Origin of the sequence: Klebsiella sp. 141153, from assembly GCF_032601995.1 — a bacterium.
Lineage (GTDB): Bacteria > Pseudomonadota > Gammaproteobacteria > Enterobacterales > Enterobacteriaceae > Klebsiella > Klebsiella aerogenes.
This window is the reverse complement of the sequence record NZ_JAQIRJ010000011.1, coordinates 91,861-109,530: the sequence shown is the minus strand read 5'-3', so window position 1 is coordinate 109,530 and position 17,670 is coordinate 91,861. Positions and strand designations below refer to the sequence as shown.

General features: G+C 55.7%; 13 protein-coding genes. 6 read left to right on the top strand and 7 right to left on the bottom strand.

Going from position 1 to position 17,670, the window contains the following annotated elements; genetic code table 11:
- Nucleotides 1-17: 17 nt before the first annotated feature.
- The 4 genes from hofC to nadC all read right to left on the bottom strand — a co-directional run bounded on the left by hofC (nucleotide 18) and on the right by nadC (nucleotide 4,114).
- Nucleotides 18-1,223, bottom strand: a complete 1,206-nt coding sequence (gene hofC / locus PGS10_RS19850) for a protein transport protein HofC (RefSeq protein WP_047078138.1) — start codon at nucleotides 1,221-1,223, stop codon at nucleotides 18-20.
- Complete coding sequence (gene gspE, locus PGS10_RS19845; RefSeq protein WP_316423375.1) at nucleotides 1,213-2,598, bottom strand: type II secretion system protein GspE; 1,386 nt, start codon at nucleotides 2,596-2,598, stop codon at nucleotides 1,213-1,215. Before gspE ends, hofC begins: the two co-directional genes overlap by 11 nt.
- A 10-nt stretch (nucleotides 2,599-2,608) precedes the next feature.
- The gene (gene ppdD, locus PGS10_RS19840) at nucleotides 2,609-3,040 is read right to left on the bottom strand and encodes a prepilin peptidase-dependent pilin (RefSeq protein WP_020079603.1); all 432 of its coding nucleotides are present in this window, start codon (nucleotides 3,038-3,040) and stop codon (nucleotides 2,609-2,611) included.
- Nucleotides 3,041-3,220: 180 nt separating this feature from the next.
- Entirely contained in the window at nucleotides 3,221-4,114 is an 894-nt protein-coding gene (gene nadC / locus PGS10_RS19835; protein WP_015368230.1) for a carboxylating nicotinate-nucleotide diphosphorylase, read from the bottom strand.
- A 137-nt stretch (nucleotides 4,115-4,251) separates the two neighbouring features.
- Here nadC and ampD point away from each other — a divergent pair, with 137 nt between their 5' ends.
- Nucleotides 4,252-4,815 carry a 1,6-anhydro-N-acetylmuramyl-L-alanine amidase AmpD gene (ampD, locus tag PGS10_RS19830; RefSeq protein WP_047042669.1) on the top strand — a complete coding sequence of 188 codons (564 nt, stop codon included), beginning with the start codon at nucleotides 4,252-4,254 and terminating at the stop codon, nucleotides 4,813-4,815.
- Nucleotides 4,812-5,666, top strand: coding sequence for a beta-lactamase regulator AmpE (ampE, locus tag PGS10_RS19825; protein ID WP_047050168.1), 855 nt, complete (start codon nucleotides 4,812-4,814; stop codon nucleotides 5,664-5,666). The genes ampD and ampE overlap by 4 nt, the downstream gene beginning before the upstream one ends.
- Before the next feature lie 177 nt (nucleotides 5,667-5,843).
- Here ampE and PGS10_RS19820 read toward each other — a convergent pair whose 3' ends face one another.
- The 3 genes from PGS10_RS19820 to aroP all read right to left on the bottom strand — a co-directional run bounded on the left by PGS10_RS19820 (nucleotide 5,844) and on the right by aroP (nucleotide 9,745).
- Nucleotides 5,844-6,794: a glycoside hydrolase family 43 protein gene (locus PGS10_RS19820; RefSeq protein WP_316423374.1), complete on the bottom strand. Its 951-nt coding sequence runs from the start codon at nucleotides 6,792-6,794 to the stop codon at nucleotides 5,844-5,846.
- Complete coding sequence (locus PGS10_RS19815; protein WP_015704413.1) at nucleotides 6,794-8,200, bottom strand: glycoside-pentoside-hexuronide (GPH):cation symporter; 1,407 nt, start codon at nucleotides 8,198-8,200, stop codon at nucleotides 6,794-6,796. Before PGS10_RS19815 ends, PGS10_RS19820 begins: the two co-directional genes overlap by 1 nt.
- A gap of 171 nt (nucleotides 8,201-8,371) precedes the next feature.
- Entirely contained in the window at nucleotides 8,372-9,745 is a 1,374-nt protein-coding gene (aroP, locus tag PGS10_RS19810; protein WP_161801884.1) for an aromatic amino acid transporter AroP, read from the bottom strand.
- A 645-nt stretch (nucleotides 9,746-10,390) separates the two neighbouring features.
- Here aroP and pdhR point away from each other — a divergent pair.
- The 4 genes from pdhR (at nucleotide 10,391) to lpdA (ending at nucleotide 17,506) form a co-directional block, all read left to right on the top strand.
- Nucleotides 10,391-11,170: a pyruvate dehydrogenase complex transcriptional repressor PdhR gene (gene pdhR / locus PGS10_RS19805; RefSeq protein ID WP_015368223.1), complete on the top strand. Its 780-nt coding sequence runs from the start codon at nucleotides 10,391-10,393 to the stop codon at nucleotides 11,168-11,170.
- 140 nt (nucleotides 11,171-11,310) lie between these two features.
- Entirely contained in the window at nucleotides 11,311-13,974 is a 2,664-nt protein-coding gene (gene aceE / locus PGS10_RS19800) for a pyruvate dehydrogenase (acetyl-transferring), homodimeric type (RefSeq protein ID WP_015368222.1), read from the top strand.
- A gap of 14 nt (nucleotides 13,975-13,988) precedes the next feature.
- Complete coding sequence (aceF, locus tag PGS10_RS19795; RefSeq protein ID WP_047042662.1) at nucleotides 13,989-15,875, top strand: pyruvate dehydrogenase complex dihydrolipoyllysine-residue acetyltransferase; 1,887 nt, start codon at nucleotides 13,989-13,991, stop codon at nucleotides 15,873-15,875.
- A gap of 206 nt (nucleotides 15,876-16,081) precedes the next feature.
- Nucleotides 16,082-17,506, top strand: coding sequence for a dihydrolipoyl dehydrogenase (gene lpdA / locus PGS10_RS19790; protein ID WP_015368220.1), 1,425 nt, complete (start codon nucleotides 16,082-16,084; stop codon nucleotides 17,504-17,506).
- The last annotated feature ends 164 nt before the right edge of the window (nucleotides 17,507-17,670 follow it).

Here is a 17,670-nt window from a genome sequence, read left to right as displayed (position 1 = left end):
CGCTTTAGCGCCAGCCATTAACTTCCCATCCCGCCGAGCGCGTCTCCCAAATGAAAAATGGGGAGATACATCGCTACCACCAGTACGCCAACGATCGTTCCGGTCACCGCCAGCAGTAATGGCTCCAGCAGCGTCGCCAGATTATCCGCCTGTTGATGAGTTTGCTCGCTATGATGGCGCGCCAGGTTATCGAGCATCGTATCCAGCGCTCCCGATGCCTCGCCGGTACGAATGAGCTGCAGACACAGTAAGGTGAATCCGCCGCAATTCGTTAGCGCCTGCCAGATTGGTTGGCCGTGGATGATATCTGCGCGCGCCTGTGCAATCCGCTGCCGCCACAGCGGGCACCCCATGGTTTCCTCCACGCTCTCCAGCCCTTGTACAAAGCTGATGCCCGCGCTTTGGGTCAGTGAAAGAATGGTAAATATCTGGCTCAGCTGTTGGCCGTTGATTAGCCGACCGGCAATCGGAATCGCGTGTAGTAACTTTTGCCTTAACAGCAGCCAGCGTGGCCGATGCCGGGCCAGTCGGTTGAGAAATAGCGGAATAGCAAAAAGCGGCGGCAGCAACGGCCAGTAGCGGGCCAACGCATCGCCGATGTGAATGACCATTTGCGTCAGCAAGGGGAGCGGTGTATTGAAGGTCCGATAGATAGCGGTGAATTCCGGCAGCACGAAAAACAACATTGCCATGACCACCGCCAGCGCCAAAGTCAGAATCACCATTGGGTAGCGCAGCGCCTTCTTTACCTTTTTTGTCAGACGCTGCTGTTCCTGCTGCTGTAGCGCGAGCTGAAAGCAGCAGCGTTCCAGCTTACCGGTGAGCTCGCCGGTGCGGATCATCGCCAGATAGAGCGGCGGAAAGACCCGCGGCCATTGCGTCAGGGCGCTGGAGAGAGAAACACCCTGCGCCAGTTCCTGCGCCAGCATTCGCAGCAGCGCCTGCCACTGTTTGTACGGCTGTTGTTGGGCCAGCAGCTCCAGCCCTTCGGCCAACGGTAAGCCAGCCTGCAGCAGCGTGGCAAGCTGGCGGATAATCTCGCAGCTATAGCGCGGACGCCACAGTGAACCCTGTACCGTTTGGCGCCGCAGCGCCAGCAGCAGTATCCGCTGCTGTTCCAGTGATGCCAGCGCCTGTGCGCGCGTCTCTTGCCAGAGTGCCCCTTCGCACGGCATTCCTTGCTTATCCATCCCGCGCCACTGCCAAAGCTGCTTAGTCGCCATGTGGGATCCCCAGAACGCGCACGACTTCTTCCAGGCTGGTCAACCCGCGCTCCACCGCGTCACAGCCGCTTTCAAACAGCGTCATCATGCCAGCTTCGCGGGCCAGCGTTTCGATTTCCGCCGCGCTGAGATCGCGATTAATGGCCTCGCGTAGCGCGCTATCCACCGGCAGCAGTTCGAATAAGGCCAGGCGGCCGTAGTAACCGTGGTAGCACTGCGGACAGCCAACCGCCAGCCAGCCGGGCAATGGGCGTGGCCAAAGACTGTGCGGCACTTCGGTAGGGCGGCCGCCATCGCGCCGGCAGTGGGGACACAGTTTTCGCACCAGCCGCTGGGCGACCACCAGCGAAAGCGCTGAGGAGATCATCCAGCGCGCCACGCCCATTTGTTGCAGGCGAATCAACGTTTCGCTGGTGGAGTTAGTATGTAATGTAGAGAGCACCAGATGCCCGGTTTGTGCGGCCTTAATGGCGATTTCCGCGGTCTCGGCATCGCGAATTTCTCCGACCATGACGATGTCCGGATCCTGACGCAGTAGCGCCCGCAGGACGCTCTGAAAGGTGAGGCCGGATCGCGGATTGATCTGCGTTTGGTTGAGACCGATTAGCGGGATCTCCAGCGGATCTTCCACGCTGCAGATATTAACCTCTTCGCGATTCCGCGCCTGCAGCGCGCTATACAGGGTGACGGTTTTGCCGCTACCTGTCGGCCCGGTAACCAGTAGCAACCCCTGCGGCTGGTTCAATGCGGCGCGGAAAAAAGCAAGCTGACGAGAGGAGAGCCCCAGAGCTTCCAGATCCAGCGCCTGCTCCACCTGGTGTAATAAACGCAGGACGATTTTCTCCCCGCCGCGGCAGGGGAGGGTTGCAATGCGAAAGGAGACCGTGCGCCCGGCCAGCGTCAGAGTGAACTGTCCATCCTGCGGTAGACGATGCTCGGCAATATCGAGGTTGCCCAGCACCTTAAGCCGTGCGGCCATTGGCGCAGCCAGCGCGGCCTCAAGTAACGGCAGGGCATGCAACACGCCATCGACACGCAGGCGTATCCGCAGCTGTTTTTCCGCCGGCTCAATATGAATATCAGAGGCACGCTGGCGCAGCGCCTGCTCCAGAATTTGATTCAGCAGATCGGTTACGCCCCGGGTGTTACCCGTGGCGGACTCTGATGCTGACTGTTGCGCCTCGTGCTGATGCTTATCCATTCGATCCTGGCTCCAGCATTCAATATCGATACGCTTTTGGGTAGCGAAGCGCAGCGCTTCCATCAGTTCTGGCGCCGGCGTATCCACGACGGCGATAACGATGGTCTGCTCATCGCTCTTCAATAAAATGGCGTGATGGCGCTGACAGAGTGAGAGTAGCTGTTCGCTTTTCATGGCTGTCACCTCAGTTAAAGCGGAAGACATCTTCGCAGGCCTGCTTTAGCGCGCTGTCATCGCCGATGGCGCAGACGCGCTGCCAGCCGGTGATGCCGTTGGCATTATCCCAGGAAGGGGTCAGGGTGACGGCCAGTCCGTTCAGACTCTCCTGCCCGGTCAGGGTGACCACGCCCTGGGCGACGCTCATCGCCGATACATAGCGGGTAGTCGACGGCGAGGGAATACCGTTGCTGCCGCCATCGCAGCTGGTTAGTCCGCCGTGGTCCAACGCGCACAGTTCTATTGCCGTACGGTAGGGCACAAAGGTTTGCAGCATATCGGTGAGGGCGGCTTTGCGTAGGTAGTTCTGGTAGGCGGGAATGCCGATGGCGCTGAGGATGGCGATAATGCCGATAACCACCATTAATTCGATCAGGGTAAAACCACGTTGCTTATCCATAAGTCACTCCTTGTTGGTTGTGGGGTGACTTTGGCGCGATTACGTTGCGGCGGCGAGGAGGAAAAATACGCTTAGGATGCAGGCATCCAGCTTTTCGGTAGTGCTTTCAAAGATGCATGCGAAGCGTGCGAGGCGTCTCGCAAAAATAGCCCCGATACCCGGTGGATATCGGGTAGAGAATTAACGAAAACGCATGGACAGGTCGAGCGCCCGCACGTGCTTAGTGAGTGCGCCGACGGAAATATAGTCAACGCCGGTTTCCGCGAATTCGCGAATGGTATCGAAGGTGACGTTGCCGGAGACTTCCAGCGCCGCCTGGCCGTTGGTACGTTTCACCGCCTCGCGCATCAGGTCGGTGGTGAAATTGTCGAGCATGATGATATCAGCGCCGGCTTTTAACGCTTCGTCCAGCTCATCCAGCGTTTCGACTTCGACTTCCACCGGTACGTCCGGATGCAGCCAGAAGGCTTTTTCCACCGCCTGGCGTACCGAACCGGAGGCAATGATGTGGTTTTCTTTGATCAGGAAAGCGTCAAAGAGGCCCAGACGGTGGTTCGCGCCGCCGCCGCACAGCACCGCATACTTCAGCGCGGTACGCAGGCCTGGTAACGTTTTACGCGTATCAAGCAGCTGCGTTTTGGTGCCTTTGAGCAGGTCGACGTAGCGGCGCACTTCGCTTGCTACCCCAGAGAGGGTCTGCACGAAATTTAGCGCGGTGCGCTCGCCGGTCAGCAGCACCCGCGACGGGCCATCCAGTTCGAACAGCGGCTGATCGGCTTTAACCGTATCGCCGTCAGCCACGTGCCAGGTGATGCTGACATCGTCGCCGGCAAGCTGAATGAAAACTTCTTCTACCCAACGCTTACCGCAGAATACCCCATCTTCGCGGGTGATGACGACGGCGTGAGAGCGCGCGTCCGACGGCAATAATTGCGCGCTAATATCGTTGTTAGCGTCAACTTCGCCGCCCAGATCTTCGCGTAGTGATTGCGCGACGGCGTCGGTAATATCGAGATTAATACGTTCCAGCAGCGCGTCACGGCGGCGGTCGGGGCTGTAGCGACGAGGCGTCATGATAAAGCTCCAGATAGATAAGATTCAGAAGTGGGAAACATGCTAACCTGAACCACGTTTCTGTACCACACATACCCAATGGATTTCGCGTCGCCTGTGGGGCCGCCGGGATCCACGTTTGCGAAAGGAGATTCCCCATGCAGTTGAATGGCGGATGGCTGGTGGGCGCGCGTCGGGTGCCTTCGCCGCATCACGATTGCCGTCCGGACGATGAAAACCCTTCTTTACTGGTGGTACACAATATCAGCCTGCCGCCGGGGGAGTTTGGCGGCCCGTGGATTGACGCGCTATTTACCGGTACGTTGGATGCCGACGCGCATCCTTACTTCGCCGGGATTGCTCATCTGCGCGTTTCGGCGCATTGTCTGATTCGCCGCGATGGCGAAATAGTCCAATATGTGCCCTTTGATAAGCGCGCATGGCATGCGGGCGTCTCAAGCTATCACGGCCGCGAGCGCTGCAATGATTTTTCGATAGGCATTGAGCTGGAAGGGACGGATACTCAGGCCTACACCGAGGCGCAGTACCAGCAGCTAGCGGCGATTACCCGGGCGCTTATCCAGCGTTATCCTGGTATTGCTGATAATATTACCGGCCATTGCGATATCGCGCCGGTACGCAAAACGGATCCCGGCCCGGCCTTTGATTGGGCAAAATACCGCGGTATGTTGGCCGCATCGTCACATAAGGAGATACCATGACGTTGTTTACTACGCTGCTGGTTCTCATCGCCGAGCGTCTGTTCAAGCTTGGCGAGCACTGGCAGCTCGATCATCGCCTGGAGGTACTGTTCCGCCGCGTGAAGCATTTCTCGCTGTTCGGCACCGTGCTGATGACCGTCGTCGCGGTGGCGGTGGTATATGTTATTCAACGCCTGCTACAAGGGCAGCTATTTAACGTACCGCTGCTGGTGTTCTGGATTTTGCTTGGCCTGCTGTGTATTGGCGCGGGTAAGGTGCGCCTGCATTATCATGCCTATCTGAAGGCGGCGGCGAACAACGATAGCCACGCCTGCGATTCGATGGCCAGCGAGCTAACGCTTATTCACGGCGTGCCGCCGGGCTGCGATCGCCAGGAGTATCTTCGTGAACTGCAGAACGCGCTGCTATGGATCAACTATCGCTACTATCTCGCGCCGCTGTTCTGGCTGGTGGTCGGCGGCCCGTGGGGGTTATTGACGCTGACGGCCTATAGCGTCCTGCGCGCCTGGCAGACCTGGCTTGCGCGCTATCAGACGCCGCGCCATCGTTTACAGTCCGGCATTGACGGTATTCTGCATATTATCGATTGGGTGCCGGTGCGCCTGGTTGGCGTGGTATACGCGCTGCTGGGTCACGGCGAAAAAGCGCTGCCGGCGTGGTTTGCCTCGTTAGGCGACCGTCACTCTTCACAGTATCAGGTATTAACTCGTCTGGCCCAGTTCTCGCTGGCCCGCGAGCCGCACGTTGATGCGGTTGAGACGCCAAAAGCGGCGGTTTCCATGGCGAAGAAAACTTCGCTGGTGGTGGTGGTGATTATGGCGCTGCTGACCATCTACGGGACTTTGATTTAACAGCCCGAAGCCAGGCGCTGCCGGGCTTGGCGCACTCATGTCGCCGGATGGCGCTGCGCTTATCCGGCCTACGGTCCGCGGCCCGGTAAGCCAGAAGCGGTAGCCCTGCTAAGCGCAGCGCAAGCAGGGAAAATCCCAGCGGTGGCGTTGGATCCCGGACGGCTTGCTGTTCATTCTCTACAGCGTATCAGCAGGCGGGATGCCGAAATCGGGCATCCCGTTTTCTTGCCAGCGTACCAGCTTTAGCCGGGTGTGACGGTTAGGATCGTACAGCGGGTCGCCTTCGATTTCGGTGTAGTTGCGCGCGTGGTACACCAGCACATCTTCCCCCTCCGGCGTTTGCGTAAAGCTATTATGGCCGGGACCATACTGGCGGTTTTCATAGCTGGTACGAAATACCGGCTGTGGGGATTTATGCCAGTTTTCAGCCACCAGCGGGTCGGCTTCACGGTCGATCCATAATAATCCCATGCAGTAGTTTTCATCGGTCGCGCTGGCGGAATAGCTGATAAACAGCTTATCGCCGTGTACCAGCACCGCAGGCCCCTCATTGACCATAAATCCCCGGCATTCCCAGGCGAACTCCGGCTTGCTCAGCATGAGCGGCGCGCCTTTTAGCGTCCACGGGTTTTCCAGCTCCGCCAGATAGAGATTGGTATTGCCGGCGATCTGCGGGTCTTTCTGCGCCCATAAATACCAGCGTTTCCCTTGATGGCAGAAGGTGGTGGCGTCGAGGGCGAAGGTATCGAACGGGGTGACGATTTGTCCTTTTTCCTGCCAGCGGCCGCTGAGCGGATCGCTGTCGGTACACTCAAGGGCGAACATCCGGTGCTGGAACATCCCCTGGGCGTCGAGGTCATGGGTCGGGGCGGCGGCGAAATAGATATACCACTTGCCGTCGATGTGGTGGAGCTCCGGTGCCCAGATCAGCTGGCTCATCGGACCGCTTTGCGGCTTGCGCCAGACGGTCACCGGCTCGGCTTCACGCAGGCCTTCCAGCGTAGCGGCGCGGCGGATCTCCAGCCGATCGTATTCCGGTACGGAGGCAATAAAATAGTAGTGGTCTTGATGGCGCAGAATAAAAGGGTCCGCGCGTTGTTCAATAAAGGGGTTAGGCCAGTTGTTCATCAGGCTTTCCTTACGTGTTCACTGGTTTTCAATTCCTGGAGTTCATTCAGTTCGCTGTAGTTACTGCGGCGTTTTTCCAGATCGCTCTGGATTTGGCGCATCAGATTGCGGTCAACTTTCAGCAGGCGTACGACGCCTGCGGTAATCAGGTAGCCAACGCCGGGGATCACAGAGAACAGCAGCACGATACCATTCAGCGCCGAGGCGCTTTGCTGCTTCGCGCCGGCATCGTAGCCGTACCACGACAGCAGGAAACCCACCATGGCCCCGGCGACCGCCAGCCCCACTTTCAGGAAGAACAGATTGCCGGAGAAGCTGATGCCGGTGATCCGTTTACCGGTTTTCCACTCGCCGTAGTCATCAACGTCGGACATCAGCGACCAGTGCAGCGGCGACGGGATTTGATGCAGGATATTGAGCAGGAAGTAGAGTGCCAGAATCAGCGTCGTGGCATGCGGATTAAAGAAGTAGAATGCGCAGGAGAAGACCGCCAGTACAATGTTGGTCCAGAAAAAGACCTGCAGTTTACACCAGCGGTCAGTCAGCACTTTCGCCAGCATGCTGCCGATCATCATGCCGACCACGCCAAGGCTGATAAACAGGGTGGCGAAGTGGGTAGTTTGCCCCATCACCCAGGTGACGTAGTACATGGTGGCGGCCATGCGGATAAAGCCGGGGCAAACGTTGCACAGGGTTAAGAGCAAAATGCGAACCCACTGGTCGTTTTTCCACACGTCCTTGAGATCTTTTTTCAGCTCGTCGTTGGTTTGGACCGCCGGGCGGATGCGCTCGCGTACAGTGGCGAAGCAGAACAAAAACATACACATGCCGATGAACGCCAATACGGTCATCGCCATTTGATAACCTTTAGCTTTATCAGCGCCGCCGAACCACTCCGCCATAGGCAGCAGAGTCAGCGAGAGCAGAAGCGTCGCGATACCGACCAGCACAAAGCGGTATGACTGGCAGGCGACACGTTCTTGCGGGTCGGATGTCATCACCGTCCCCAAAGAGCAGTAGGGGATGTTAATCGCGGTATAGGTTATCGACAGCAGGAAGTAGGTGACGAAGGCATAGATAACCTTGCTGTTGTAGGTCCATTCCGGGGTGGTGAACATCAGCACGCTGAACAGGGCGTAGGGGAAAGCCATCCACAGCAGCCATGGGCGAAAGCGGCCATATTTACTGCGAGTGCGGTCGGCCATCGCCCCCATGATCGGGTCGGTGACGGCGTCGATGACTCGCACCGAAAGCAGCAACACCCCAACCAGCGCCGGGGCAAGACCAAAAATATCCGTATAAAAATAGTTAACGAACAACATGATGGCGCCAAAGATAATGTTACATCCGGCATCGCCCATCCCGTAGCCAATCTTTTCTTTCAGCGAAAGTTTATTGCCTGTCATCCTGGAACTCTCCATTGCAGTCTGGAGAGAATTATTGGTCTTAGCGTCGGGAATTACGTTGCAGTAATCCGTCATCGATATGGATAAAACTGTTACAGGAAGGAAAGTGTGAAGCAGATAACAATGCGCCGTGCCCGTCGCTAAAGGACGGACACGGCGTGACGAGATGTATTATTGTGCTTTTACGACGCCGGCGCTTTTCTGTTTAAACAGATAGCCAACGCCGAGAACGGCAATCCATACCGGTATCAGCCACACCGAAATCGCCATCCCCGGGGTCATCAGCATGATGGCCAGTACCGCGACCATAAACAGCAGGCATACCCAGTTACCCAACGGGTAGAACAGCGCCGGGAAACGTGTTTTCACGCCTTCCTGCTGCTTGGCGCGACGGAATTTGATGTGCGCGAGGCTAATCATCGCCCAGTTAATCACTAGCGCGGAGACAACCAGCGCCATCAGCAGTCCGAACGCCGATTCCGGCGCCAGGTAGTTGATCAGCACGCACAGCGCGGTGACTACGGCGGATACCATAATGGTGTTGACCGGTACGCCGCGTTTATCGAGGGTCAGCAGCGCTTTCGGCGCATTACCCTGCTGCGCCAGGCCGAACAGCATACGGCTGTTACAGTATACGCAGCTGTTGTAAACCGAGAGCGCGGCGGTCAGCACCACGATGTTGAGGGCGTTTGCCACCAGCGTGTCGCCGAGTTCGTGGAAGATCAGGACGAACGGGCTGGTATCGGCGGTGACGCGCGTCCACGGCAGCAGTGAGAGCAGCACGGCCAGGGAGCCTACATAGAAAATAAGGATACGGTAGATAACCTGGTTGGTGGCTTTCGGGATGCTCTTTTCCGGGTTGTCCGCTTCCGCCGCGGTGATACCCACCAGTTCCAGGCCGCCGAAGGAGAACATAATGATCGCCATCATCATTACCAGCCCGGTGAAGCCGTGCGGCAGGAAACCGCCCTGATCCCACAGGTTACTGACCGTCGCCTGCGGGCCGCCGTTGCCGCTGAACAGCAGCCAGGCGCCGAACAGAATCATGGCCACTACCGCGACGACTTTAATAATCGCGAACCAGAATTCCATTTCGCCGAACACTTTTACGTTGGTCAGGTTAATGGCGTTAATGGCGATGAAGAAGACTGCTGCCGAAGCCCAGGTAGGGATTTCCGGCCACCAGAACTGGATATATTTGCCGACGGCGGTCAGCTCCGCCATGGCGACAAGCACATACAGCACCCAATAGTTCCAACCGGAGGCAAAGCCTGCAAAGCCGCCCCAGTACTTATACGCAAAATGGCTGAATGAACCGGCTACCGGTTCTTCGACGACCATTTCGCCGAGTTGACGCATGATCAGGAAGGCGATAAACCCGGCGATAGCATAGCCGAGAATAATACCAGGACCTGCAGATTGAATCACTGACGCACTACCCAGGAATAAGCCCGTACCGATAGCGCCTCCTAGCGCAATGAGCTGTATATGGCGGTTCTTCAAGCCGCGCTTGAGTCGATCGCCATGCTGTTGACCTTCCATCATGAAACCTCGTGTGTGGTTATTATGTTTATACGCTTCATCCTTCAGGTTGCTGCTTTGCTGTCCGTCTCTGCCAAATAGCATAGTTAGCTAATTTCAAGGCGTTTGAGGCCAGTTTTTACCCGAGTGACGCAACGCACACATTGTTGTGTTTGTGTAATTATGAAATTCCATTTTTGTATTGATTTCTTTACGGAAAGAAAAGCGGAAATTCCCTCAAAGACCTTTCGCCTGATGAAGAATAATGGTAAGGGCGTGCGAATGCACCTGCTTTATGAAGGGATGATGACGGAACGAACAAAAAGACACCGTTTGTCATTTTTTCTTACCACCGCCGCCGCTACCCTTAATTGGTTATCTATTCACTTTATTGGTTTATAAATGCACTTTTTTGCTTCTTGAATCGGTTCAGAAAGCGTAATTTTTCGTTTATATAAAGTTAATGCTACCCCTTGCTGGGTAAATGTAAGTTTTGTGCAAGGTTACATTTCTGAAACGTTATTTCTGTAAGGTTGTTAAAAAAGGCCAGGTTTACTGATTTCAATCAAAACCTGTATGGACAGGAGGTGAATACTTTGTTACTTTAGCGCTACGAACTTTAAATTGGTAAGACCAATTGACTCCGGGCGAATGGCAGAGACAGGGAATATGGCCTACAGCAAGATCCGCCAACCAAAACTTTCTGATGTGATAGAGCAGCAGCTGGAGTTTCTGATTCTTGAGGGGACGTTGCGCCCCGGTGAAAAACTCCCGCCTGAACGCGAACTGGCAAAACAGTTCGACGTTTCCCGTCCCTCGCTCCGTGAGGCGATTCAACGCCTCGAAGCCAAGGGCCTGTTGCTTCGTCGCCAGGGCGGTGGAACCTTTGTACAAAGCAGCCTGTGGCAGAGCTTTAGCGACCCGTTGGTCGAGCTCCTGTCCGACCACCCTGAATCCCAATTCGATTTGCTGGAAACCCGTCACGCGCTGGAAGGCATCGCGGCTTATTACGCGGCGCTGCGCAGCAATGATGAAGATCGCGACCGTATTCGCGAACTGCATCAAGCCATTGAGCGGGCCCAACAGTCCGGCGACCTCGACGCCGAATCCGGCGCTGTCGTCCAGTACCAAATCGCCGTCACCGAAGCGGCGCACAATGTGGTGTTGCTCCATCTGCTAAGGTGTATGGAGCCGATGCTGGCACAGAACGTTCGTCAGAACTTTGAATTGCTGTATGCCCGCCGGGAAATGCTCCCGTTGGTCAGCAACCATCGTACTCGCATTTTCGAGGCGATAATGGCCGGGGAGCCGGAGCAGGCGCGTGAGGCGTCGCACCGTCACCTGGCGTTCATTGAGGAAATTTTGCTGGATCGTAGCCGTGAACAGAGTCGTAGAGAACGTTCATTGCGTCGTTTACAGCAACGAAAGGACGAGAACTCCGGTTCTTAAGCGCCATTTTTTAGAGCGCGGCAACTAAACGCAGAACCTGTCTTATTGAATTTTTGGTTGTTCATCAGAGTGAAACACTAAAGAGTTCAATGGGACAGGTTCCAGTTAAATCAACGATTAGATAGATAAGGAATACCCCCATGTCAGAACGTTTCCAGAATGACGTGGATCCGATCGAAACTCGCGACTGGCAACAGGCGATCGAATCGGTCATCCGTGAAGAAGGTGTTGAGCGTGCTCAGTATCTGATCGACCAGCTTCTTTCTGAGGCCCGCAAAGGCGGCGTGAAAGTAGCGGCCGGTGCGGCAGCGCATAATTACGTCAACACTATTGCCGTTGAAGATGAACCGGAATACCCGGGCAATCTGGAGCTGGAACGCCGTATTCGTTCAGCGATCCGTTGGAACGCCATCATGACCGTTCTGCGCGCATCGAAGAAAGATCTGGAACTGGGTGGCCACATGGCATCCTACCAGTCTTCCGCTACCTTCTACGAAGTCTGCTTCAACCACTTCTTCCGTGCGCGCACTGAGAAAGACGGCGGCGACCTGGTTTACTTCCAGGGCCACATCTCTCCGGGCGTATATGCACGTGCCTTCCTGGAAGGTCGTCTGACTGAAGAGCAGATGAACAACTTCCGTCAGGAAGTTCACGGTAATGGTCTGTCCTCTTATCCGCACCCGAAACTGATGCCGGAATTCTGGCAGTTCCCGACCGTATCGATGGGTCTGGGGCCGTTGGGCGCTATCTATCAGGCTAAATTCCTGAAATATCTGGAACACCGTGGTCTGAAAGACACCTCTGCGCAAACTGTTTACGCCTTCCTGGGCGATGGCGAGATGGATGAGCCGGAATCTAAAGGCGCTATCACCATCGCGACCCGTGAAAAACTGGATAACCTGGTCTTCGTCATCAACTGCAACCTGCAGCGTCTGGACGGCCCGGTCACCGGTAACGGTAAAATCATTAACGAACTGGAAGGCATCTTCGGTGGTGCTGGCTGGAACGTTATCAAGGTTATCTGGGGCGGTCGTTGGGATGAGCTGCTGCGTAAAGACACCAGCGGTAAGCTGATTCAGCTGATGAACGAAACCGTTGACGGCGACTACCAGACCTTCAAATCCAAAGACGGCGCCTACGTTCGTGAGCACTTCTTCGGTAAATATCCGGAAACCGCCGCACTGGTTGCCGACTGGACTGACGAGCAGATCTGGGCCCTGAACCGTGGCGGCCACGATCCGAAGAAAGTCTACGCTGCACTGAAAAAAGCGCAGGAAACCAAAGGCCAGCCGACCGTGATTCTGGCGCATACCATCAAAGGTTATGGTATGGGCGACACCGCGGAAGGTAAAAACATCGCGCACCAGGTTAAGAAAATGAACATGGACGGCGTTCGCTACGTCCGCGATCGTTTCAACGTGCCGGTGGCTGATGCCGATATCGAAAAACTGCCGTACGTAACCTTCCCGGAAGGTTCCGAAGAGCACACTTACCTGCACGCTCAACGTGAAAAGCTGAACGGCTACCTGCCGACTCGTCAGCCGAAATTCACTGAAAAACTGGAGCTGCCGACCCTGGCCGACTTCAGCGCGCTGCTGGAAGAGCAAAACAAAGAAATCTCTACCACTATCGCTTTCGTTCGCGCCCTGAACGTGATGCTGAAGAACAAGTCGATCAAAGATCGTCTGGTGCCGATCATCGCCGATGAAGCGCGTACTTTCGGTATGGAAGGTCTGTTCCGTCAAATCGGTATCTACAGCCCGAACGGCCAGCAGTACACCCCGCAGGACCGTGAGCAGGTTGCATACTACAAAGAAGACGAGAAAGGCCAGATTCTGCAGGAAGGTATTAACGAGCTGGGCGCAGGCGCATCCTGGCTGGCTGCTGCGACCTCCTACAGCACCAACGACCTGCCGATGATTCCGTTCTACATCTACTACTCGATGTTCGGCTTCCAGCGTATCGGCGATCTGTGCTGGGCGGCTGGCGATCAGCAGGCTCGCGGCTTCCTGATCGGCGGGACTTCCGGTCGTACTACGCTTAACGGCGAAGGTCTGCAGCACGAAGATGGTCACAGCCACATTCAGTCGCTGACTATCCCGAACTGCATTTCCTACGACCCGTCTTACGCGTACGAAGTCGCTGTCATCATGCATGACGGTCTGGTTCGTATGTACGGCGAAGCGCAAGAGAACGTTTACTACTACATCACTACGCTGAACGAAAACTACCACATGCCGGCCATGCCGGAAGGCGCCGAGGAAGGTATCCGTAAAGGTATCTACAAACTCGAAACCCTCGAAGGTAGCAAAGGTAAAGTTCAGCTGCTGGGCTCCGGTTCTATCCTGCGTCACGTTCGTGAAGCAGCGCAGATCCTGGCGAAAGACTACGGCGTGGGTTCTGACGTGTATAGCGTCACTTCCTTCACCGAACTGGCGCGTGATGGCCAGGATTGCGAACGCTGGAACATGCTGCACCCGCTGGAAACTCCGCGCGTACCGTACATCGCTCAGGTGATGAACGACGCTCCGGCTGTGGCATCCACTGACTATATGAAACTGTTCGCCGAGCAGGTTCGTACTTACGTACCGGCTGATGACTACCGCGTACTGGGTACCGATGGCTTCGGTCGTTCCGACAGCCGTGAAAACCTGCGTCACCACTTCGAAGTCGATGCTTCCTACGTGGTCGTTGCGGCGCTGGGCGAACTGGCTAAACGTGGTGAAATCGATAAGAAAGTTGTGGCTGACGCCATTGCTAAATTCGACATCGATGCAGAAAAAGTTAACCCGCGTCTGGCGTAAGAGGTAAGAGAATAATGGCTATCGAAATCAAAGTACCGGACATCGGGGCTGATGAAGTTGAAATCACCGAGATCCTGGTCAAAGTTGGCGACAAAGTGGAAGCTGAACAGTCGCTGATCACCGTAGAAGGCGACAAGGCCTCTATGGAAGTTCCGTCTCCGCAGGCTGGCGTCGTGAAAGAGATTAAAGTCTCCGTCGGCGACAAAACCGAGACTGGCAAACTGATCATGATTTTCGATTCCGCCGAGGGTGCAGCAGCCGCTGCACCTGCGCAGGAAGAGAAAGCAGCTGCTCCGGCACCGGCAGCAGCGCCGGCGGCAAGCGCAGCGAAAGAAGTTCACGTACCGGATATCGGCGGCGATGAAGTTGAAGTCACCGAGATCATGGTTAAAGTGGGCGACACCATCGCCGCTGAGCAATCCCTGATCACCGTCGAAGGCGACAAAGCTTCTATGGAAGTTCCGGCGCCGTTCGCGGGTACCGTTAAAGAGATCAAAATCAACACCGGCGACAAAGTGTCCACCGGCTCCTTGATCATGATCTTCGAAGTGGCGGGCGCTGCGCCTGCAGCCGCTCCGGCACAGGCTGCCGCTCCGGCTGCAGCGGCACCGGCTGCTGCGGCTGGCGTGAAAGATGTTAACGTACCGGATATCGGCGGCGACGAAGTTGAAGTCACCGAAGTGATGGTAAAAGTCGGCGATAAAGTTGCCGCTGAGCAGTCACTGATCACCGTCGAAGGCGACAAAGCTTCTATGGAAGTTCCGGCGCCGTTCGCGGGTACCGTTAAAGAGATCAAAATCAGCACCGGCGATAAAGTGTCTACCGGCTCTCTGATCATGGTCTTCGAAGTGGAAGGCGCTGCGCCTGCTGCTGCTCAGGCTGCGGCACCGGCACCGGCTGCTGCACCTGCACCGGCTCAGAAAGCTGCCGCGCCGGCTGCGAAAGCAGAAGGTAAAACCGAATTCGCTGAAAACGAAGCTTACGTTCACGCGACTCCGCTGATTCGCCGCCTGGCGCGCGAGTTCGGCGTAAACCTGGCGAAAGTGAAAGGGACCGGCCGTAAAGGTCGTATCCTGCGCGAAGACGTTCAGGCTTACGTGAAAGAAGCGGTTAAACGCGCTGAATCCGCACCGGCTGCTGCCGCAGGCGGCGGTCTGCCGGGCATGCTGCCATGGCCGAAAGTTGACTTCAGCAAGTTTGGCGAAATCGAAGAAGTGGAACTGGGTCGTATCCAGAAAATCTCTGGTGCTAACCTGAGCCGTAACTGGGTGATGATCCCGCACGTTACGCACTTCGACAAAACCGATATCACCGATCTGGAAGCGTTCCGTAAGCAGCAGAATGCCGAAGCTGAGAAGCGCAAACTGGATGTGAAATTCACCCCAGTGGTCTTCATCATGAAAGCCGTTGCCGCTGCGCTTGAGCAGATGCCGCGCTTCAACAGCTCGCTGTCCGAAGACGGTCAGCGCCTGACGCTGAAGAAATACATCAACATCGGTGTGGCGGTAGATACTCCGAACGGTCTGGTGGTTCCGGTCTTTAAAGACGTGAACAAGAAGAGCATCACCGAGCTGTCTCGCGAGCTGACCACCATCTCGAAGAAAGCGCGCGATGGCAAGCTGACTGCTGGCGAAATGCAGGGCGGTTGCTTCACCATCTCCAGCATCGGCGGCCTGGGTACTACCCACTTCGCGCCGATTGTTAACGCGCCGGAAGTGGCCATCCTGGGCGTGTCTAAGTCCGCGATGGAGCCGGTATGGAATGGTAAAGAGTTCGTTCCGCGTCTGATGATGCCGATCTCTCTGTCCTTCGACCACCGCGTCATCGACGGTGCTGATGGTGCCCGCTTCATTACCATCATTAACAACACCTTGAGCGACATTCGCCGCCTGGTGATGTAAGCGAAAAAGCCGGCCTGACGGCCGGCTTTTTTCTGATAACCTCAGGCTGTTGGGGATTATCAGCAACAAAGGACAAAATCGTTTGCCGTTTGTTGTTTAAAAATTGTTAACAATTTTGTAAAATACACGCGGATAGAACGTCCCGGTGGACTTGGGCGTAATAATAAAAGCGTCAGACCCGCCGGATATAAATTACAGAGGTCATGATGAGTACTGAAATCAAAACTCAGGTCGTGGTACTTGGGGCAGGTCCTGCAGGCTACTCTGCAGCCTTCCGTTGCGCTGATTTAGGTCTGGAAACCGTCATCGTAGAACGTTACAGCTCGCTGGGCGGCGTTTGCCTGAACGTGGGTTGTATCCCTTCTAAAGCACTGCTGCACGTTGCAAAAGTTATCGAAGAAGCGAAAGCGCTGGCCGAACACGGCATCGTTTTCGGCGAACCGAAAACCGACATTGACAAGATCCGCACCTGGAAAGAAAAAGTCATCACTCAGCTGACCGGTGGTCTGGCTGGCATGGCCAAAGGTCGTAAAGTGAAGGTGGTTAACGGTCTGGGTAAATTCACCGGCGCTAACACCCTGGAAGTTGAAGGCGAAAACGGCAAAACCGTGATTAACTTCGACAACGCGATCATCGCGGCGGGCTCCCGTCCGATTCAGCTGCCGTTTATCCCGCATGAAGATCCGCGCGTTTGGGATTCCACCGACGCTCTGGAACTGAAATCTGTACCGAAACGCATGCTGGTTATGGGCGGCGGTATCATCGGTCTGGAAATGGGTACCGTATACCATGCGCTGGGTTCAGAGATTGACGTGGTTGAAATGTTCGACCAGGTTATCCCGGCTGCAGACAAAGACGTGGTTAAAGTCTTCACCAAGCGTATCAGCAAGAAATTCAACCTGATGCTGGAAACCAAAGTGACTGCCGTTGAAGCAAAAGAAGACGGTATTTACGTTTCCATGGAAGGCAAAAAAGCCCCGGCGGAAGCGCAGCGTTATGACGCGGTGCTGGTAGCTATCGGCCGCGTGCCGAACGGTAAAAACCTCGACGCAGGCAAAGCCGGCGTGGAAGTTGACGATCGCGGCTTCATTCGCGTTGACAAACAAATGCGCACCAACGTGCCGCACATCTTTGCTATCGGCGATATCGTCGGTCAGCCGATGCTGGCGCACAAAGGCGTACATGAAGGTCACGTTGCCGCAGAAGTTATCTCCGGCCTGAAACACTACTTCGATCCGAAAGTGATCCCGTCTATCGCCTACACCGAGCCAGAAGTGGCATGGGTTGGCCTGACTGAGAAAGAAGCGAAAGAGAAAGGCATCAGCTACGAAACCGCCACCTTCCCGTGGGCTGCTTCCGGCCGTGCTATCGCTTCCGACTGCGCAGACGGTATGACCAAACTGATCTTCGACAAAGAGACCCACCGTGTTATCGGCGGCGCGATTGTCGGCACCAACGGCGGCGAGCTGCTGGGTGAAATCGGTCTGGCTATCGAAATGGGCTGCGACGCGGAAGACATCGCGCTGACTATCCACGCTCACCCGACTCTGCACGAGTCCGTTGGCCTGGCGGCAGAAGTCTTCGAAGGTAGCATTACCGACCTGCCAAACGCGAAAGCGAAGAAAAAGTAACTTTTTCTTTCAGCTAAAAATGCGTAAGCGGCTCTGAGAGCCGCTTTTTTTATCGCTAATGTTTAGAACTATGTCCCTGTTCACAAACCGCTACACCTCATACATACTTTGAAAATAGTCACTCAGTAAACTAATAGGCAGTTAATTATGTATCTGAGGTGTGA